Consider the following 19,342-nt stretch of genomic DNA (forward strand, 5'->3'; position numbering starts at 1 on the left):
CTAACTTCTCATTGTTAAAAGGGTATCTGGTTAAGATCAAAGAAAACAAATGACCAACCTGAAATAATAAATAATGGAAAACATAAAAAAGCCGGAATATATTATCGCTATTGGCGCATCTGCCGGTGGTATGGAAGAGATTAATTCATTTTTCGACCATACGCCCTTCGATGGGGTTTCTTATGTAATTGTTCAGCATTTGTCGCCCGATTTCAAAAGCCGCATGGTTGAATTATTAACAAGGCATAGCAAACTAAAAGTAAAAGAAGCCGAAAATGGAATGGTTGTAAATTCAAATGTAGTATATCTGATTCCTAACGATAAGTTTATGACTATCAGCGATGGTAAATTACACTTGACTCCAAAAGATAAAGAACAAGGGCCTCATCTTACCATTGATACATTTTTCAAATCGCTTGCTATAAATAGCGGCAGGAAGGCAATAGCTATCGTGCTTTCAGGGCTTGGATCTGATGGGTCAGAAGGCGTGAAAGCCATTAAGCAGGAAGGGGGAATTGTAATGGCGCGTAACCCTGAAACTTCAGAGTTTAGCAGCATGCCATCTAACGCCATCGCTACGGGTATCGTAGATTTTATCCTGGAGCCCGCGCTGATGCCTGATGCGATTGAAGATTATGTAAAACAGGATGGAAAATTATTGGATAATGAGAATGATGAAAAAACTATATTGGCTATTATAGAATTAATAAAAGAAAAATCGCCCTTAGATTTTTCAGATTATAAACAAAGCACCATTTCCAGGAGAATAAAAAGAAGAGCCGGGCATAATAATATTACTAAACTGGAAGCTTACCTTGAATTTTTAAAAACGTCCCCTGAAGAATTAGACGCGCTAAGCAAAGATTTTCTGATAAGCGTTACTTCATTTTTTAGAAACAAGGAAGCATTCGACATCCTGGAAAAAGAGGTCATTCCATCCATATTAAAGAATCTGCATCCGGGAGAAGAATTAAAAATATGGGTAGCTGCGTGTGCTACAGGCGAGGAAGCCTATTCTTTAGCCATTTTGGTGGCAGAGCAACTGAACAATCATTTAAAAGATACTGTAGTAAAAATATTTGCTACCGATATAGATGCAGTGGCACTCGTTCATGCCGGAAAAGGTATTTTTTCCGCCGCCATTGCAAATGAGATGCCTAAGGAGCGGCTTGAAAAATACTTTAAAAAGGAAGGCAACAATTACAGGATAAAGTCAGAGATACGTAATATGGTCATTTTTGCCCGCCACGACCTGGTGAAGAATCCTCCTTATTGCAATATGCACCTCATCAGTTGCCGCAACCTGCTCATTTACATGTCGCCGGCATTGCAGAAAAAGGTCTTTTTTATGCTGCTCTTCGGTCTTAAAGTGGATGGATATTTATTTTTAGGCTCCAGCGAAAATCCAATGCCTATCATTCAAAACCTGGAAGTCATTGATAAAACCTGGAAAATATATAAAAACCTGCAAACCCAACGTAAGGTACATTTTGATGGATTTTCAGTGCCTCAAATGATTGATATAAAAGAGAAGCGTTATTCAAAAGAAGAGCTGATCAAAAAGGAAAGCCTGGCTTTGCCGGAAGCTGTGAATGAAAACCTGGCGAACGAGTTGGATTGCCTGTTAGTTTGTGTTGATGAAAATGACCGGGTGGTGAAAACTTATGGCGATGTTTCTAAATTTCTTCTGCAAAAGAATTTTAATTCAAACCTCAGAGATCTTTTACCAAAGCCGCTGGATGTGGCCTTTAAAATACTAAGCAGTGCAGTTCAAAAAACAAATCAAAAAGCTGCTAATAAAGGAATTGTAATTATACAGCAGGGAAAGGCTATTAAAGTAGATATTTCAGTAAGCCCGTTGAGAGTAGGCGGGCAAAAATTGCTGATGGTTACCTTTAGTGAGAATAAAATGGAAAATGCCGGAAACCAGCAAACAGTGTTTGACGAAAAGATTTACTTGGACCAATATACCTTGAATTTAGAAGAGGAATTAAAAGAAGTAAAAAGCAAATTGCAATCTACTTATGAGCAACTTGACCGCTCCAATGAAAATATGCAATCTTTTAATGAAGAACTACTTTCTGCGAATGAAGAAATGCAAAGTACGAATGAAGAAATGCAATCGGTAAATGAAGAACTTCATACCATTAATGCTGACTATGTTTTAAAAAACAAAGAACTAACGGAAACCAATGATGACCTTAATAATTATTTCAGAAGCAATACCAACGGGCAGTTGTTTGTGAACAAGGATTTGTTGTTAATGAAATTTTCACCGGGAACCATAAAGCTGATCAACCTCCGCGAAAGTGATATTGGCAGGCCGCTCAGCAATATTTCTACTAATATAAAATTTGAAACCATAAGCCAGGATATTAAAGAGGTAATTGAAAAAGGAAATACCATTACCAAAGAAATTGAAGCGGAGGATGGTAAATGGTACCAGACGGTTACCATGCCGTATATAACCGGCGATCACAAAAGAAACGGCGCTATGATTACATTTAATGATGTTACTAATTTAAAACAGGCAGAATTAGAGCTCGATAAAACGAATAAAAAGTTATTAGCCATCAATTCCGACCTGGATAATTTTGTTCACGCTGCCTCTCACGATCTGCTCGGGCCGCTTAGTAGTATTGAATTGAGCTTTGGTGTATTATCTGACACGCGAATTTCTGGGGATGAGAGAACCAAGCTAATGGAAATAATAAAAAATGCCTTCAAAAGATTCCACAAACTGGTTGCCGAATTAGGTACCATAGGTAAAATGGAAAGCGGCATGTCGGTGAAGGAAGCTATAGACCTGCAGGAATTGATTGAGGATATCGAAGCAAGTATCGAAAACAGGATCATATCATCAGGAACCACAATCAGAAAAGACGTAGGTAATACTAAAATTTATTTTTCAAAAAAGAACCTCAGAAGTATTATTTACAACCTTATTACCAACGGCATCAAGTTTAGCAATCCGGATCGTCCTTCCGAAATATGGATAAGCGCCAAATCTGAAAAAGGCTATTCGGTGCTTACGGTAAAAGACAACGGAATCGGAATGCGTTCCGGTGATATTGAAAAGATTTTCAGTATGTATTCCAGGCTAAATGAAAATATCGAGGGACACGGAATCGGTTTATATCTTGCCAGGAAAATCATCAATGCCGCCGGGGGAAAGATCGTTGTAGAAAGCGAGCCGGGAAAAGGAAGCACTTTTTCCGTATATTTTGCAGAAAAGCCTGATGGAAAACATGTGCTGGCCAAAGCGCTGCGACAATGAAATAGTGCAATATTTTTTTATCAGCATAACTGAATTACAAAGACAAATCCTCTACAGTAAACTCACAATTAATTGCAATTTTTATTTTGGCGAGGGGCGTGTTGCAAGCATGAGTTTCAAAGTTACACAAATCGGCACCGGTTGAAAGCTTCTCTCACCACGATGGACGTCTTTGATGCCATATCTAATCCTGCTTAAGATATACTTTAAATTCCGATCCTTTTCCTTTCTCACTTTCGAGAGAAATTTTTCCGCCGGAATTTTCAACAATTTCTTTTACCAGGTATAATCCAATTCCGGAACCTTCTATTTCATGTTGGGCACGATAATATTTTGAAAAAACAGCTTTCTGCTTCGCCTCATCAATGCCAATACCGTTATCCTTTATTGAAAGGATAACATAATTATTATCAAGAACGGTACTGATGTGGATTTCAGGTTTACGGTCAGGTGATTTAAATTTTATGGCATTGTTTAGGAGGTTATAAATTATACTTCTTAATATCCTTCGTGAAAAAGTAATTTCCGAAACATTGAGTTTAGTGGTGACAGTTGCACCTGATTTCTTAATATTATCCAGGAGTGTAAAGCGTACATCTTCTAAAATATTTTCAAAATTCAGCAATTCATCAACGGCTTTATACTTATGCTCCTGCTTTCTGGTATCAGTTAATTCATTAATAATATTTTCTATTTTCTTTACCCCGTTTTTAGCAGTTTTTAAAAGAGACTGAAGTTCTTTGGGATTTTTAGCGCCACCATCATTTAACAAGTCAATTGTTAACAGCAAGCTACCAAGCGAATTCTTAATGTCATGCGAAATGATGTCTAATAACGCTTCATGCTCAGAAATTAATTTCTCCTGTTCCTTTAAATCTCTTATTCGCAGGGTAATTTCTACAAACGTTATAATTACGCCATTTATCTTTTTATCCTTTTTTTTGACATAAGGTAAAATATTCATTTGATACCATCTCAGGTCAGTTGTTTGAATTTCCTTTTCAAGAATTTCAGAGGTATTAATTACGTGAGTTATATTTTCAACGATTGACGGAAAACGAAAATTGTTTAACACATCGGAAATAGGTTTACCAATATCATCGGCTGCCAGCTTAAACTGTTTCATTGCCGGTGGAGTAAATTTGCGTAATATTAAACCGGCATCGATAAATAGCTGCGGGATAATGGTATTTCTGAAATAATTTTCCAGGTCATCCTTCTGCTCCTTCAGGTGCCTTATCTGTTGGTCTTTATTCTCTATTTCCACAATTAATAATTTATGTGACCTCTGCCCCGGTTGTCGCTAATACAATATTACACGAAACGCTAACATTTACTCAAATTATGTTCCATTAATACTGAGCACTTTTTAAGTGCCCTTTTCGTCAATAGCCGTTGTGAAACCACGATTGCGGTGAACGCCTGAATGTGCTGGGACGGCTTCAGGAGCTGTAAAATAAATGGAATTCCCGGTTCTTGTTTATGCCGGATAACTAAGGTGGTAGCCTGGCAAAAAATGGAATTTTCAGTTTAACAGTTAGTACCGGATAAATACACAACGCGGCCCGTTAATTGCCGCTATTAGTTTTATGTTAGTCGCTTCTTTAAATAAAACGTTGCACGACTTCTGCAACGACATTCTCACACAATAAATAACAAATAAAATGAAAAAGATTTATATTTTGACGGCGCTGTTGGTTACCATCGTTGCCTTACCCGCCTTTTCTCAAAAGTATAAAACCGCAGATTCAGTAGCATTTAATAAAGAATATACTAAGGTAAGCAGTAATATTGCGGATCTTACTACCAGGCTCACGAAGGCACAAAATGACCTGGCAGCATATAGCAGCAAATCCGACAAAGCCAGTTCTGACGCCCAAAGTACCGCTATGGCCACAGCTAATAAGGCATCACATGCTACCAATGGAAGTGTAAGAGATGCCAGGAGAGCAAAAAAAGAAGCCAGGAGATCAGTAAAAGATGCGAAAGATTCAAGAAAAGCCGACAATGCGCTGGACAATCAAAATAAAAAGATAAGCCAGCTCACCCGCGATCTTGCAAAAAATCAAAACAGGCTAAAAGAACTGGATAGAATGCGTGCGGGATTCGGTGATCAGAAATAGGATGAATTGGAAGAAAACCCCGGCGTGGTACTATTTTTCAAATTCATATATGAAATGTTTTTTCAAGACTACGGCCTTTTTTTAACCGGAAATGGAGAAACATCAGTACGATAGCTACCAGTAATGCGCAAATAGCTACAATTACACTCCACCATAAATGAACTTCGTGTTCGAGATAAAAGGAAAGGACCCCATCTATAAACAGGCAAAGTACCCCGCTGCCAATAAATGCATACGCTATCAGGTTGATACCTTTATACCTTGACACACGCACTAATTCTGCCAGCGCCGCTGCGATAATACTGGCGAAGAACAATACCGGGATAGCAATTTTATAGGCCCAGTCAGCGCCGCTGATAAATAGGCCCGCGATGAGCAACACCGCAGAAGAAATAATGAAACCTCCTGCGAGCCGCACGACGATGCCATACCTTGAGAACGCAAACAAAGAAGTATATGAAAAAGCGACTATACAGGCAGCCACAGGATAGACTGCCCATGTAATACGTTTATTGATAATAAAATTGATCAGCAGGGTACAAAGATCACCGAAACCAAAACCAGGGAAACGATCTCCCAGGTGAGCGCCTTCTGGTGTTTGGTCAGTTGCTGAGCCGGGCTCTTGTATTCAATCGCCGGTTCTACATGTATATTTTCCGGTTGCTTGCCGGCGGTATCATCATTCACCGGAACTGAGCCACATAACGGGCAGCGAGTCATTTCTTCTTCCAATTCTATTTCACAAATGGTACAATATTTCATCTCATTCGTTTTTTGTATTTAGGATCTTAACATGAATTCCCCCGGCGGATAAAAATGTCAGGAACTGCCGTTCCAGTTCTTTTGACCTGGTAATATTGCCAAAACTTATTAATAGTTTATCGTGGAAGCCTGCGAGTGCGCAATTAGGGGGAGCAAACAAACAAATTATGCCTATCTTGATACATGCGGTAAATATTATGCCAGTGATGGCAGGCATATTATTTTTGATGCATTATCATTAACTTTTGAAGAACGATACTATTGGCCAGTATACAGAGCAGATTATTTACCTTCTTCTTAAGATTGGTCGATAAAAAATCCTTTCTTAAAAGACGTCTTGACAAAGGCTCACAAATTATTTTAGCTGCCCTCAACCTCCTGTAAAGCTTTTTGCAGGTAATACCATAGAAAAATTCCGGATCAATGGCAGCAACGTTTTTACCATCAGAAGCCGTGACTCTGACAACCGGAAGCATATCCTGTACTTACATGGTGGCGCCTATGTTCAAAGTTTTTCCAGGCCCCACTGGTCGTTCCTGGCTGATATGCTAAAGGCTACCGGTTGTACGATCACCGCACCGGATTACCCCCTGGCCCCAACCTACACCTATGTGGATGCATTTGACATGGTAGTGAAGCTGTATAAACAAATGATGCAGACAAATGAGGCAGAGAACATGATCCTAATGGGAGATTCGGCCGGTGGCGGGTTTGCATTGGCCCTGGCCCAGCGCCTGCGGGATAAACATTTACCGCAGCCGGGGCAGATTATTTTACTTCTCCCTGGTTGGATATAACCCTTACCAATGAGTCGATTAAAAGTATTGGCCGGAATGACCTTTCTTGGGCATCGAAGGACTACCGAAACCGGCAAACAATATGCAGGGTTGACTTCACCGGATCATTACCTGCTCAGTCCTGTTTACGGATCATTAAAGGGGTTAGGTAAAATCTTTGTTTTCGCCGGTTCAAATGAAATTCTTGTGGCTGATACGAGGAAATTAAAAACCGTAGCAGCGAGGCAGCAGGTGGACATAACTTATTATGAGTACCCGGACATGTTTCACGCATGGATGCTATTAAATCTTCCGGAATCCAAAACAGCCAAACAACAATTGGCCGCGCTAATCAATTCGGATTAATGGAAATTTGAAGTAAGCTGGTAAGGCGGCAGTTTTGTAAGTTTGAATAATCTCATTTTTCGGTAATGACTTTAGCGACGAAGCAATCTCTTTATCACGATATCGCTTCGCCTTCCGATGCGCAAAAGGAAAGGAATCATTTGCCGTTAACGCCCGATGGAAACCTGACCACGGCAGTAAAGAAACAAATATTTCTAAATAACATTTTCGGTGTGGACATAGATGCGCAGGCGGTGGAAGTGATGCAGAAAAGAAATATTATAAAACGAATTTAATGAACTGATTGAAAATATGATACTTCCGTTTTGTTCATTTTGAAAGGATTTCAACACACGGACAACGGTCAGGCGATATTCATTCCTACAAGAAGGATCAATGTTTTGTTGATTTAGAAAATATGCAATCGCTTATTAAATTGTATATTCAAAATGAGAAAATTCTAATTAGAAGGATTATTAACCGGCAAGATAGAATAGATGCAACTTATTATTGCAAACAGGACTATTCAGCCTTGCAGCCAGGCAGGAAATAATATTTTTACCCCCACCAAAAAGCGGTGGCAATAATTATATAGATCGCAATCAATGCGGCGCCTTCCAGCCAGTTAGATTCTCCGTCGAAAGAAATAAACGCCGCAAGAATGATGGCGAGAAAAATGCTTGCCATTAGCATCGGGCTGAAAACCAGGGTGAGTGAAGACAATCCAAACACCTGGCTGATGATCACCAGCAAAGGCGCCAGTACCAAAGCAATTTGTAAAGGACTATTGATAATCACAGAAAAAGCATATTCTGACTGGCCTTTCAACGCAAGCTGGATTCCTACCACATTTTCAATAGCATTGCCCGCAATAGCAACGATCACCAAACCTGCAAAGGCATCAGAAATATTCAGCGCTTGCATGGCAGGCTCCAGCGCAGTAACAAACCAGTCTGAAACGAAGGCCGCCAAAACACTTGCAAAAGCCAGCAAGCCAACAGCCAGCCAAAGTGGCCACCTCGGCCCGGGGGTTGAATCCTTTTCTGAAGCAATTCCCATTTTACCATGCTTCAGGGATGCCGGAAGGTACAGTAAGAACAACAGCAATAAAACAACAGACACAATCAGTGAGAAAGTCTCTTCATGCGGCGCAGCGGGGGTATGTATCCAATGAGCAAGAGAAGGGATGGCAAGCCCCATCACCGATAAAAGCATCAGGGTGATAACAGTTCGTGCCCGGTCAGATCCTAACTTTTGAGCGCCATGCTTTAATCCGCCTGCAAGAAATGCAAGCCCAAGCACAAGCAAAAGATTGGATAATATAGATCCGACAAGTGCGGCTTTCACCACTTCTACCAACCCCGCTTTTAAAGCGAAAATAGCAATAAATAATTCCGGAAGATTACCGAGGGCCGATTGTAAAACACCTGTTGCACCCGGCCCGAATCGGTCGCCCAATTGTTCTACACTTCTGCCTACCAGCGAAGCCAGCAATGCAACAGCCACTGCGGAAGTAATAAAAGCAAGGAGAGAATTTAATGCTGCATAATAAGCAATTCCTGCTGCAATAACGGCAACAGCACCAGCGATGAGAATGATGTAATCAGATTGTATAAACCATTTTTTCTCCGCTGTATTTGTCGCCATATAAAATTGATTAGTTGGACAAATTACAAAAAAATCAATGAAGGATAGTGTCGGCGCGAGGTTGAATTTTTGTGTTAGCGCAGGGGTCCGCTTGTACTTTTGATAAAAGGCATAATTCTTACAATTAATATTTCACAAAAATTATTTCATGGAAAACCATTACAAAGTTCATGAAAAGGCCACGCTCTCTTGTGTATATCTTTGGAAAATAAAGAAAAGTGAAACGGTTGAAATTATCTATTGTTTTTAGGAGGATCCTGTAAAAAGTTCGATTTCTCCAATTGAAAAAGTATAAAAAAAATCTTAGAATTAATGATAGTTTTTCTTTTCAATAAAAATGTGTATCACAAATCTCCGAGTTGGTGGCAACTTTATTTGAAGACTTCGAAAAAATTAAAAGATTTACCTAATCGACTTCCTAACATGACTTAAAAAATAAATTTTTCATTTTAAAAATATAAGCTATGAAACAAATCAACATTTGCATTTATTTTTTTGCAGTGATTTTCTTTTCATTTCTTATTAGTTGTAATCAATCTGCAACTACTTCAGAAAATAATAATGGGGATACAACTTCTGCCGTTACGGTCAGCGATACATCTTCCATGCCTGCTTATGACCCCGCGATGGAACCATTAATTGTAGGAGCAAAATTTTCAAAAAAGCTGGCCGATACACTAGGGATAAAAATGTATGAGTTTACGGCGAAGCCAGGTGAATCGTGGGCACTGCACACACATCCCGACCACATAGTGTATGTACTTCAGGGCGGTAAAATGGCATTATTTATCCAGGCAGCAGGAAAACAGGATACACTTACTTTTCCAACAGGCATGGGATTGATAAACGGCCCGCTATCAGATTCCGGTAAAAATGTTGGCAGTACTACTATTAAACTACTGGTAAGTGATGTTTACAGACCGAGAAGCAAATGATTAATTTAATCAAACTGAATTTATTAACTGCCTATATTCAAACGACAAAGGCTGCCACCAATAATAGACTGGATGCACAACCTTCCGTTCACATATAAGTCAAGGGTGATGATGAATAATATTTTCAATTAACAGCAGACTTTGATTGCCATTGCCCTTCCAATAATCCCGCCTGAAAAATATGGCCATCCCGTAAACAGTACACAATTCAAAAAAGAGAACAGTAATCTTAGCCATCCCACAAAAGGTTGCCAGTTATAAAAAGAGATTTACTTAGAAAGCCAACATCTAAACCTCTTCTTTTACAATAAATAATCATGGAAACAGGAAAAAAATCTAAAGCGATCGTTTTGTCTTTTTTAGAAGCATTAAATAAAGAAGATTTTAAAAAAGCAAAAGAATGTTTAAATGAAAATTTTACATTCAGAGGCCCGATGGGTGAAAGAAACGGTGCAGCCGAATATATGGAGGATATGAAAAAAATGAAGTTGAAATATGAAATTGATAAGGCATTTGCCGACGATGAGGATGTGTGTATTTTTTATGAAATTAACATGTCGGGCAAAGCGAAAATACCAATCAGCGGGTTGTATCATCTGGACAAGGGAGAGATAAGCTCACTAAAAGTATTATTTGATCCCCGCCCGGTTTTAAAAAAATGAACACTTCCTTCTTGCCGCCTCCCGGGGTTCCCGTCCACGAACCGGAATAGCAAATACACCGGCGGAGCCAATATAGACCTGCTGTTCGTTGCGCAGGTGTTAGCCGGAATTTAGTCTTAGATGTAGTTTAAAAGTTCTGCAAAAGATATTAAATTTACTGTAACAACCGGAAATAGCCAGTTAGCTTTAGCGGAAATTGATAATATTCTCCATTCATAATTTCTTTGGTTACTCTTAACGAAAATAATTATGCTACGACTTTCAATCACTTCCATCTTTTTGTCGGTGTTCTTTGTTTGTCCTGGTCAAAGCATACAACAGGATGCGACTAATACAAGTAACCAGGTTATAAAGGTTACCCTGTTAGGTACCGGAACCCCACTGCCCGTTATGGATCGTTTTGGTGCAAGTATTTTAGTACAGGCTGATGGAAAAAACCTGCTGTTTGATGCCGGTCGCGGATGTTTACAAAGGTTGCGGCAACTGAAGATAGGGTATACCACGATTGATGCCGTTTTCTTTACCCATCTTCATTCTGATCACATTGTGGGGTTTCCTGATTTGTGGCTTACGGGTTGGCTGACATCCCAAAGAACCACGCCATTAAAAGTTTTTGGTCCTGAAGGCACCAGGAATATGACCGAATATTTGCGAAAGGCCTATGAGTTCGACGTTGCCATAAGAGAATCAGATGACAAGGCTTCACCCGAAGGTGGTAAGCTACTAACAACTGATATTAAAGAAGGTACCGTATATGAACAGAACGGTATAAAAGTAATTTCCTTTTTGGTGGATCATTACCCGGTAGTTCCTGCTTTTGGCTATAGAGTAGAATTTGGCGGACACTCGGTTGTGCTTTCTGGAGATACCCGCTATTCAGAGAATCTAATTAAAAATGCCAAAGGAGCAGATTTGCTCATCCATGAAGTAGCAATCGCTTCTGATACAGTAACAAAATCAGACCCCAGCTATCATATACTCGCCCACCATACAACACCTGAACAGGCAGGTAAAGTGTTTGCTGCTGTTAAGCCGAAGCTTGCCGTGTATTCCCACATTGTTAGAATCTACGGTTATCCTACGGACGAAATTCTTCCAAGAACAAAAGAGAAGTATCCAGGCCGGGTAATGTTAGGCGAAGACTTAATGAGTTTCACAGTTGGAGACTCTGTAACTATGCAAGTAAAACCATCTGAACCGGGTGTAGGCCAACATAAATAAAAAGCTGGAAATGCAAACTCATCACCCCAAAAAAACAAGCCGAATATTTTATTCTGGCAGCACTGAAATCAATATTTCTACCACCGATGAATACATTACAAACGTTAAAGAACATATCCCTAATCGCAAACAAATAATCAACTCTGCGCTTGACGAAACGTTCGTTGTAACCTGGTATCACAATCAACGGCAAGCTATTATTGACAAGTATAAATTACTGACCTGATTTATTTGAATGATGTACCACCGAACGTTTGCTGAATACGAGCGCAGCACCCTGCCTGCCCTTGTGTGCAATACCGCTGAAAATCCGGGTTTGGAAAACTATCCGCAGAAAAGTATAAATTGAAAAATAAGTCAAACAATCCTTTCTTTTATTATTTTTAGCAGCCAATTTATAAATTACCAGCGCAGCACAAGCGATGAAATTTGACAACATCATACCGACAGACAGATTAAAGCCTTACATCAAAAAGTTCGTTGTTTCAGAAAGTGCGACGGAAAATATTTATAAAGTTTTCCCTTCAACAGGTTTGGTGGTTGGCTTTCAATATCGTGGACGATTAGGTAACATTAATGATGATAAAGAAATAAGACTGGCCACCGCAGGCATAACCGGTATTTCAGATAGTTTTAAAATATTTAAAAACTCAATTAACACAGGGACAATATTGGTTTACTTTACTGAAGTTGGTTTCACCTATTTTACTTCCACGCCTGCCAACGAACTGTTTAATCAAAGCATTTCCCTCGAAAACATTTTTGACAAATACAAGATCAGCGATACAGAAGAAAGACTGGCGTTTGCCACAACAGACAAGCAACGCATTCATATCGTTGAACAATTTTTACTGTGCCAACTCAGAGATATTAAAAATGATAGGCTTATCGTAGAAGCCGTTAAGCTCATTTATCAATCAAAGGGAACAATAAAAATAAAAGAACTAAATGGAAAGTTGTTCATTAGCCAAAGCCCTTTTGAAAAAAGATTTAGAAAATTAGTAGGGACGACACCGAAAAAATTTGCTTCAATTGTACGCTTCAATTCTGTGTTGAATGATTTAAACCACATCAAATCCTTAAGTGAAATTTGTTACGAGAATAACTTCTTTGACCAGGCTCATTTCATCAAAGATTTCAAACAATATACCGGCGATACGCCGGAAACTTTTAAACGCTTTCTGTAAACAAACGATTTTTTACAATTACAGCTTTCGCCCTTATTCCACTTTTGCATTATTAATAACAATCAAAAATCAAAAAGATGTTTACAGTAGAACAAATCAAATCAGCCCACTCAAAAGTAAAAAGCGGGGCAGATTTTCCTAAATACATCCAGGAAATAAAACAATTGGGGGTGACAGCATTTGAAACATGGGTCATCGACAGCCATAGCGAATATTTTGGCAAAGACCACTATCAAACAAAATCTGATCCGATGTATGAAAACCTGGCTATCGCTGAAAACACCAATAAAGAGAAGTTCAGGCATCGCTTGCAAGTTCATCAGCAAGGCAAAACAGAATACGTGACATTTTGTAAAGATTGTGCAGAAACAGGAATTGAAAAATGGTTCGTGTGTCTGGCTGCAATGACTTGTACTTATTACGACAAAGCGGGAAAAGAAATCCTGGTAGAGCAAATACCGGGATAAAAGACTGCCTGCAAAGGACTATGCGAAACTATTTAAACGAATGGAATTGAAAGCAAAGTATTGTCAAAAAACTAACGTATACAATAAAAGTGTCGTGAGGCCAGAAACCTGGGCGGAAGACCTTTGTCATCGAATGACATGAAAAAATTTTTATTCTAAATAAAATATATATCTTCCGGTTCTAATCCTTTTTACCCGCTGACAATTTGGTTCCCTTTTTTACATTTCCCCATATTCAAACTTTTAAATTTGGCTGTATGAAAAGATCTTTTCTTTTTTTTACTCTTGTTGTTCTTTGTGTTTCGTGCAACACGGTTTCTCACAAAAATCTACCCGTAAAAACGGAAACCGCGTCAGATGATAGTATAAAGGTAAAACTGCTACTGGTTACCGATGTACCCGAGCTTCCCGTGCAATTGAACGTGGTGGCGGATAAAAGCGGAAAGGCTTTTATAACAGACAACCACGGAAAAATATGGATTCTCCAAAACGATGTGTTACTTCCAAAGCCTTTTTTTAATCTGTATGAAAAAATAGGAAAGCAGAAAAAAGCTTCACCTGCCGGAATGGTTTTTAGCGTGGCATTTGATCCGCTCTTTGCAACCAACCACAAATTTTATGTATGCTATAATGCGCCTTCCAAGCCTCATAGCGCCGATAGAAGACTGGTAGTTTCCCAATTTAGTTGTGACGCCCATCATCCGGATGTCGCTGATCTTGCATCAGAACAAAGGGTAATAGATTTTGAGGGGCCTACCATCCAGGATAATGGCGCCCAGATTGCTTTTGGGCCTGACGGCTATCTCTACATTTCTGTTGGAGATGAAAGTGCGGGGGATACGGCGTACCATTACCACTCACAGGATCTGAGTTATTTTGGCGGCAAATTACTCCGTATCGATGTGCGCAAACTGCCTTATTCTATCCCTCCTGATAATCCTTTTTTACACGTGAAAAATGCAAGCCCCGAAATATGGGCGTATGGATTTCGCAAGCTGTGGCATTTTTCTTTTGACCCGCAAACAGGTTTGCTTTTTGGCGGGGACGTAGGGCAGGACCGGGAGGAAGAAATTGACCTGGTTAAAAAGGGAGCCAACTATGGATGGCCGGTGATGGAAGGCGATAGTGTTTATAAAAGTAGCAATCATGCAAATATCAGCTCTTTTGTGAATCCTGTTAATACCTACTCCCATAAAACAGGAGTTTGTGTTATAGGAGGAAATTTTTATTATGGAAATGAAATTCCGGAGTTTAAAAGCAAATATGTTTTTGCGGATTGGAAAGACAAGCTCTTTGCCCTGTCAAAAGACAAATATGGCAATTGGCAAAGGCAACCGGTTAAGATCCTCAATCAACCCGCAGGTTCATTTTTTATTTGCGGATGCAATTTGCTGGAAAACCAACTTTTTGTGCTCGGATATGTAGTCCGTGACACAACCGAAAAAGGAATGGTTTATAAAGTAGTTAAGGGGTAATTTTTTGAGCAGGAATCGGAGAAAACCAAAATAAAAATCCTATTTATTTGCCTGTTTACCGGATAAGCAGGATGATTTACTGCCAAGGCAATTTTTTTTAGCCATCATGAAGTTCAAAACCAGTATTTTCACTTTTAGATTTTATTATATAATACTGTTTTAGATTTTTCTTAAAAAAAACTCTGAATTTCTATGAGAATCCATTTCCTTACTTTCATTGTTGTGTTATTTTCATCTTCGGTTATTGGCAACGCACAATCCTTTTCAATTACAAATAATCCCGGGAACCAAACCGTTACCATTCGTAATTCCTCTCTTAAGATAGTGGTAGGCTACAATCATGAGTGCAGAATTTCCGCAATGGATGTAAACGGAATAAATGTGCTGGCAGGAAACAACGGAATGTATTCTGCAATACAAACAAAAGGCAAATCATTTTCTACCCTGCAATTGAAGAATTTACCAACGGTGAAAAGCTTAAAAAATTCGGTAGAAATAAATGACATCGTTTATGGCGATGCTAACATACCAGTACACGAAAATTGGAAATTTGTTGTCAGCGATTCCAATATTAAACTTTCCATTAGCCGCACTTTTCCTAAATCATTTGAAGCGGAGTCTGTTTCTTTTCCTGCAATCGAATTTAACAATGTCAACACGTGGGAAGGCGCTTTCCAGGGCTTTGGCGGAATAGCGTGGTTTTATTTATTCAATGAAAAGCTAATGACGTATGGGGTTCATACCAACGAAGCTTCTTTCTGGAACAGCACTAATAATAATGGTTTACATGTGTCAGTAAATGCGCCGGGAAAGCAGGTAGCCATGAAATATTCGCGAGCCGGTGATGATAAACTGGATTACAGTATTGCCGTTTCACAAAAAGAAATGTTGCCGCGCTACGATTCTGGTACGAATCGCCGCAGATTTATAAGGAAGAAAACGGATGTATGGGCACCGTTTCAAATAAAGGCCGGAACCTCTTCGGAAAGCATTAATTTTTCTGCTTTTGATTATGAAAAAAAATATGGGCGTGGAGCGTTTAAAGGAATAGATGGAAAGCAGGTAACCTCTGTTTTAAATACTATTGCACGCATGGGCGTGATTGATGCCAAACACTTTGGAGGCAATAGCTGGCACACACCATACGGGCCTATTTGTTTGCACGAGCAATACATTGCGCAACTCGGGCTTGGTATCAATGATGCGCATTATCTTAATGGCTATAAGCAGTGCCTTGATTTTTATCGCGACAATGCAATAAAACCCGATGGAAGAGTCTGGCCGCGATGGGCTTATACCAATGAAGATGCCATGCCCGGTCAATTTACCAACACAGGATTTTACGAAGCACAATGGGGATACCTGCTGGATTCCAATCCTGATTATGTGAGCAATGTTTCAGACTTATTTAATCAAACCGGAGATATTGATTGGGTGAAAAAACAACAAAAGGCTTGCGAAAAGGCATTGGATTATTTATTGAAAAGAGATTTCAACGGCAATCATTTGGTAGAGATGATGAATGACAGTCATACGCAAAAAAGAAGCAGCGACTGGATAGATATTATCTGGGCTTCGTATGAAAATGCATTTGTAAATGCGAAACTATATCATGCATTAAAACTTTGGTCCGATATTGAACAGCAATTGGGAAACAAAGAAAAAGCATTGTATTATTCTAAGTTCGCTGAACAATTAAAAATAAGTTTCAATAAAAGTGTTCACCACGGCGGCTTTTGGGATGAAGACAAAGGATATTATGATTACTGGCGCGATAAAGACGGGTCTGTTCATGGTGATAACCTGGTTACTCCTGTAAATTTTATGGCCATTGCATATGGCATTTGTGATGATACAATACGCCGAAATTCCATTTTAGAAAAAGTGGAAACCCAGATGAAGAAGGAAAATTTATTTTTCTGGCCCATCAGTTTTTTCCCTTATAAAACCGATGAAGGAAAAGAATACCAGTTTCCGTTTCCTTATTATGAAAATGGAGATATCTTTTTATCGTGGGGAAGCGTTGCTGTTCAGGCCTATGCTTCGTGGAAACCTTCGCTCGCCTTACATTATATTAAAAATGTCCTGAGACAGGATAGCATTGATGGTCTTGCTTTTCAGCGATATTCGCGTAAAGACCAGTCAGGGCAAGGCGATGATATCCTGTCCGGAAATAGCCTGGCTGTAGTTGGACTTTACCATTCTGTGTATGGTTTCAATCCTTTGTATAACCGTTTCTATTTAAATCCTCATATCACAAGTGAGCTATCTGGCTCAAAACTATTTTATAAATATAGGGGAGATAGATTGACCATCAGCCTTGATACGAGCCTCTATTCAGTTTCGAATAAGAAATTCACAATTAGTGCTAAAGATGATTTTGGCTTTTTTAGTGTAGGCGACACCGTTATGTATTTTAATAAAGACAATCCGTTTCCTTCCGTGGAAGCGATTGCAAAAAATGTGAATCATCTTAGCCTGCAGATCATCAAATGCAATTCTAAAGAAATTATTTTAGAACAAAGCGCCCCCGGTTCTTCTTTTGATGTTACTTTTTTGGCAAAAAAACTTTTACCAGGGCGTACTTACCTGGTGTATGGAGATGGTATTTTTTTAAGGAAAAACAGAAGCGATGCCGCAGGAAATTTAATTTTTAAACAAAATAACTCTACAAAAAAAATCAGAATCGTTTTAGAAAATTAAAAAAAACATTGGTCTTCACTTTATATCGCAAAGGCATTCTGAAATGTTTTCCTAACCATAAATACTTTATTTGTTTACCCTTTTGTATCTCTTCAAAATAAAAAACATCAGAATTTATTGGTTTACTTAAACTCATTTTATGGAAAAGCAACTTCAGGATTTATTTAGAAAGGCCTATGCTGCCTTCAACACAAGAGACATCGATACAGCGCTTTCAACGATGCATGCCCGTGTTCAATGGCCCAAGGCATTTGAAGGCGGTTATGTGAGCGGGCATGATGAAATAAGAAAATATTGGACAAGGCAATGGACAGAAATAAATCCTGCCGTTGAGCCGGTTGCATTTAATGAAAGGCAGAACGGCACTTATGAAATTACCGTTCACCAGGTGGTAAAGGACTTAGCTGGTAATTTGATGTTTGATGGAATCGTAAAGCATATATATATTTTAGAAGACGGCTTATTAAGGAGAATGGATATTGAGGTTACATAGCCGATCGGCAGTAAAACAGCCCCCGATGTTAGCAATTTATTAGCTTTTAATATCGTTATTTTGAAACCGGCTAATAAATAAAAAACCGGCTGCCCATTGAAACCATCTATTATCCTTTTTTTGTTTTGTGCAGGTATGCTCGCCTGTTCGTATTCAAATGCACAACTCCTTACCGGTGTCTGGAAGGGAAAAATTGACCACAGGAACGTGGAGCTTAAAATCGTAAAGAACGGCGACAGCCTTACCGGCACGAGTTACTATTATACGTCCGCTAACAATTTCAGAAGGTACAGCATAAAAGGATATTTTGACGCCAGGGACAACAGCGTGGTCTGGTGGGATGATCAATTGATTGAAGAAAAAAACGCCAACAATCTTTTGCCCAAAAAAATGGCTTCGCCGCATATTTCATCCGCCGATTTTAACTGTCCCGGTGGTACCAAAATGTATCTTACCGGCAGCACGGCTTTGAAAGAAAAACCGGACCAGCAAGACGCTACGGTTGATCTGCAAAAATTTATAACGCCTTTTTTCCGTGATGAATGGGATTACGTCATTGATAATTATATCGTGGGCGCCAACGATCCTGATCTGATTGATAGTATCGTCAAGTTGGCATTTACGAGGCCGGTTCCGGCTACGAAAGAGTCACAGTCGAAACCTCCGCGCGAAGAAATGGCGATTCAGCCGAAAAAGTCTGTTTTCGTCGCCGTACCTTCGCCCAAACCTTCGATAAAAACGACACCTAACCCAATAAGTAAAGCCATAGCTATGGCGCCACTTACCAATGAGCAAAAATTCAGGATGCGTACCCGCCAGTTGGTGCAGGAAATTCCCCTTACAGGTGATTCGCTGGAACTGAGGTTTTATGATAACGCAGAAATTGATGGTGATTCTATCGCTGTATTTTTCAACGATAAAATGCTTGCGGAACATATCCGGCTTTCAGAAACTGCTTTTATCATCAAATTGCCCGTTGCGGCGCTGCTCCAAACCAACGACCTGGTGATGGTGGCAGAAAACCTCGGCTCTATTCCTCCGAATACTTCACTGATGATTGCCATGGTAAATGGCAGACGTTATGAGGCAAGACTGGCAAGCACAGAAAATAGCAGTGCGCTGATCCGGTTCGTGAAAGAAGCCCCCACAAGACAACAGGCGCAAAGGAATTGACTATGTTACCCCTTTTCGCGGCAATGGAAAACAGGAGCCATTTGTCTGCAAATTTGTTTTTCTAAAAAGTTTATAATTAATAAAAAGCAGGCAAGG

17 protein-coding genes and 1 pseudogene are annotated in these 19,342 nt (G+C 39.4%); 14 read left to right on the forward strand and 4 right to left on the reverse strand.

Annotated elements, in window-relative coordinates; translation table 11 throughout:
- The first annotated feature begins 73 nt into the window (after positions 1–73).
- Complete coding sequence (locus EFY79_RS01400) at positions 74–3,277, forward strand: chemotaxis protein CheB (RefSeq protein ID WP_123118876.1); 3,204 nt, start codon at positions 74–76, stop codon at positions 3,275–3,277.
- A gap of 184 nt (positions 3,278–3,461) precedes the next feature.
- On the opposite strand, the gene EFY79_RS01405 is transcribed toward EFY79_RS01400, so the two are convergent.
- Positions 3,462–4,544, reverse strand: a complete 1,083-nt coding sequence (locus EFY79_RS01405) for a sensor histidine kinase (RefSeq protein ID WP_199727407.1) — start codon at positions 4,542–4,544, stop codon at positions 3,462–3,464.
- Positions 4,545–4,941: 397 nt separating this feature from the next.
- Here EFY79_RS01405 and EFY79_RS01410 point away from each other — a divergent pair, with 397 nt between their 5' ends.
- Positions 4,942–5,400, forward strand: a complete 459-nt coding sequence (locus tag EFY79_RS01410; RefSeq protein ID WP_123118877.1) for a hypothetical protein — start codon at positions 4,942–4,944, stop codon at positions 5,398–5,400.
- 43 nt (positions 5,401–5,443) lie between these two features.
- Here EFY79_RS01410 and EFY79_RS01415 read toward each other — a convergent pair whose 3' ends face one another.
- Positions 5,444–5,884, reverse strand: coding sequence for a hypothetical protein (locus tag EFY79_RS01415; protein ID WP_148041823.1), 441 nt, complete (start codon positions 5,882–5,884; stop codon positions 5,444–5,446).
- Between the two features lie 44 nt (positions 5,885–5,928).
- The gene (locus EFY79_RS01420) at positions 5,929–6,162 is read right to left on the reverse strand and encodes a hypothetical protein (protein ID WP_148041824.1); all 234 of its coding nucleotides are present in this window, start codon (positions 6,160–6,162) and stop codon (positions 5,929–5,931) included.
- A gap of 443 nt (positions 6,163–6,605) precedes the next feature.
- On the opposite strand from EFY79_RS01420, the pseudogene EFY79_RS21680 reads away from it, so the two are divergent.
- Positions 6,606–7,304 (forward strand): annotated as a pseudogene (locus EFY79_RS21680) (alpha/beta hydrolase).
- A 65-nt stretch (positions 7,305–7,369) separates the two neighbouring features.
- Complete coding sequence (locus EFY79_RS01445) at positions 7,370–7,579, forward strand: hypothetical protein (protein ID WP_123118884.1); 210 nt, start codon at positions 7,370–7,372, stop codon at positions 7,577–7,579.
- A 262-nt stretch (positions 7,580–7,841) separates the two neighbouring features.
- Here the strand turns inward: EFY79_RS01445 and cax are convergent, their stop codons facing one another.
- Complete coding sequence (cax, locus tag EFY79_RS01450) at positions 7,842–8,930, reverse strand: calcium/proton exchanger (protein ID WP_123118885.1); 1,089 nt, start codon at positions 8,928–8,930, stop codon at positions 7,842–7,844.
- A 464-nt stretch (positions 8,931–9,394) separates the two neighbouring features.
- Between cax and EFY79_RS01455 the strand changes: the two genes are divergently transcribed.
- The 10 genes from EFY79_RS01455 to EFY79_RS01505 all read left to right on the forward strand — a co-directional run bounded on the left by EFY79_RS01455 (position 9,395) and on the right by EFY79_RS01505 (position 19,246).
- Positions 9,395–9,865 (forward strand): hypothetical protein, encoded by a 471-nt coding sequence (locus tag EFY79_RS01455; protein ID WP_123118886.1) that lies wholly within the window; start codon positions 9,395–9,397, stop codon positions 9,863–9,865.
- Between the two features lie 317 nt (positions 9,866–10,182).
- Positions 10,183–10,527: a nuclear transport factor 2 family protein gene (locus EFY79_RS01460; protein WP_123118887.1), complete on the forward strand. Its 345-nt coding sequence runs from the start codon at positions 10,183–10,185 to the stop codon at positions 10,525–10,527.
- A 249-nt stretch (positions 10,528–10,776) separates the two neighbouring features.
- Positions 10,777–11,748 carry an MBL fold metallo-hydrolase gene (locus EFY79_RS01465; protein WP_123118888.1) on the forward strand — a complete coding sequence of 324 codons (972 nt, stop codon included), beginning with the start codon at positions 10,777–10,779 and terminating at the stop codon, positions 11,746–11,748.
- A 10-nt stretch (positions 11,749–11,758) separates the two neighbouring features.
- Positions 11,759–11,974 (forward strand): hypothetical protein, encoded by a 216-nt coding sequence (locus EFY79_RS01470; RefSeq protein WP_123118889.1) that lies wholly within the window; start codon positions 11,759–11,761, stop codon positions 11,972–11,974.
- A gap of 196 nt (positions 11,975–12,170) precedes the next feature.
- Positions 12,171–12,935: a response regulator transcription factor gene (locus EFY79_RS01480; RefSeq protein ID WP_123118891.1), complete on the forward strand. Its 765-nt coding sequence runs from the start codon at positions 12,171–12,173 to the stop codon at positions 12,933–12,935.
- Between the two features lie 77 nt (positions 12,936–13,012).
- Positions 13,013–13,402 carry a DUF1398 domain-containing protein gene (locus EFY79_RS01485; RefSeq protein WP_123118892.1) on the forward strand — a complete coding sequence of 130 codons (390 nt, stop codon included), beginning with the start codon at positions 13,013–13,015 and terminating at the stop codon, positions 13,400–13,402.
- 257 nt (positions 13,403–13,659) lie between these two features.
- Positions 13,660–14,877, forward strand: coding sequence for a PQQ-dependent sugar dehydrogenase (locus tag EFY79_RS01490; RefSeq protein ID WP_148041825.1), 1,218 nt, complete (start codon positions 13,660–13,662; stop codon positions 14,875–14,877).
- 192 nt (positions 14,878–15,069) lie between these two features.
- The gene (locus tag EFY79_RS01495) at positions 15,070–17,580 is read left to right on the forward strand and encodes an alpha-L-rhamnosidase-related protein (protein ID WP_123118894.1); all 2,511 of its coding nucleotides are present in this window, start codon (positions 15,070–15,072) and stop codon (positions 17,578–17,580) included.
- 139 nt (positions 17,581–17,719) lie between these two features.
- Positions 17,720–18,073 (forward strand): nuclear transport factor 2 family protein, encoded by a 354-nt coding sequence (locus EFY79_RS01500; RefSeq protein ID WP_123118895.1) that lies wholly within the window; start codon positions 17,720–17,722, stop codon positions 18,071–18,073.
- A 96-nt stretch (positions 18,074–18,169) separates the two neighbouring features.
- A complete protein-coding gene (locus tag EFY79_RS01505; RefSeq protein ID WP_148041826.1) occupies positions 18,170–19,246 on the forward strand; it encodes a hypothetical protein in 1,077 nt (358 codons plus the stop codon).
- Positions 19,247–19,342 lie beyond the last annotated feature (96 nt).

Source organism: Hanamia caeni (genome assembly GCF_003721595.1).
GTDB classification, from domain to species: domain Bacteria; phylum Bacteroidota; class Bacteroidia; order Chitinophagales; family Chitinophagaceae; genus Ginsengibacter; species Ginsengibacter caeni.

Excerpts from the sequence above, each read along its gene's own strand:
- EFY79_RS01470 (WP_123118889.1), top strand. The coding sequence starts at position 11,759 with ATGCAAACTCATCACCCCAAAAAAACAAGCCGAATATTTTATTCTGGC.
- EFY79_RS01495 (WP_123118894.1), top strand. The coding sequence starts at position 15,070 with ATGAGAATCCATTTCCTTACTTTCATTGTTGTGTTATTTTCATCTTCG.
- EFY79_RS01465 (WP_123118888.1), top strand. The coding sequence starts at position 10,777 with ATGCTACGACTTTCAATCACTTCCATCTTTTTGTCGGTGTTCTTTGTT.
- EFY79_RS01410 (WP_123118877.1), top strand. The coding sequence starts at position 4,942 with ATGAAAAAGATTTATATTTTGACGGCGCTGTTGGTTACCATCGTTGCC.
- EFY79_RS01420 (WP_148041824.1), bottom strand. The coding sequence starts at position 6,162 with ATGAAATATTGTACCATTTGTGAAATAGAATTGGAAGAAGAAATGACT.
- EFY79_RS01485 (WP_123118892.1), top strand. The coding sequence starts at position 13,013 with ATGTTTACAGTAGAACAAATCAAATCAGCCCACTCAAAAGTAAAAAGC.
- EFY79_RS01455 (WP_123118886.1), top strand. The coding sequence starts at position 9,395 with ATGAAACAAATCAACATTTGCATTTATTTTTTTGCAGTGATTTTCTTT.
- EFY79_RS01500 (WP_123118895.1), top strand. The coding sequence starts at position 17,720 with ATGGAAAAGCAACTTCAGGATTTATTTAGAAAGGCCTATGCTGCCTTC.
- cax (WP_123118885.1), bottom strand. The coding sequence starts at position 8,930 with ATGGCGACAAATACAGCGGAGAAAAAATGGTTTATACAATCTGATTAC.
- EFY79_RS01445 (WP_123118884.1), top strand. The coding sequence starts at position 7,370 with ATGACTTTAGCGACGAAGCAATCTCTTTATCACGATATCGCTTCGCCT.
- EFY79_RS01460 (WP_123118887.1), top strand. The coding sequence starts at position 10,183 with ATGGAAACAGGAAAAAAATCTAAAGCGATCGTTTTGTCTTTTTTAGAA.
- EFY79_RS01400 (WP_123118876.1), top strand. The coding sequence starts at position 74 with ATGGAAAACATAAAAAAGCCGGAATATATTATCGCTATTGGCGCATCT.
- EFY79_RS01490 (WP_148041825.1), top strand. The coding sequence starts at position 13,660 with ATGAAAAGATCTTTTCTTTTTTTTACTCTTGTTGTTCTTTGTGTTTCG.
- EFY79_RS01480 (WP_123118891.1), top strand. The coding sequence starts at position 12,171 with ATGAAATTTGACAACATCATACCGACAGACAGATTAAAGCCTTACATC.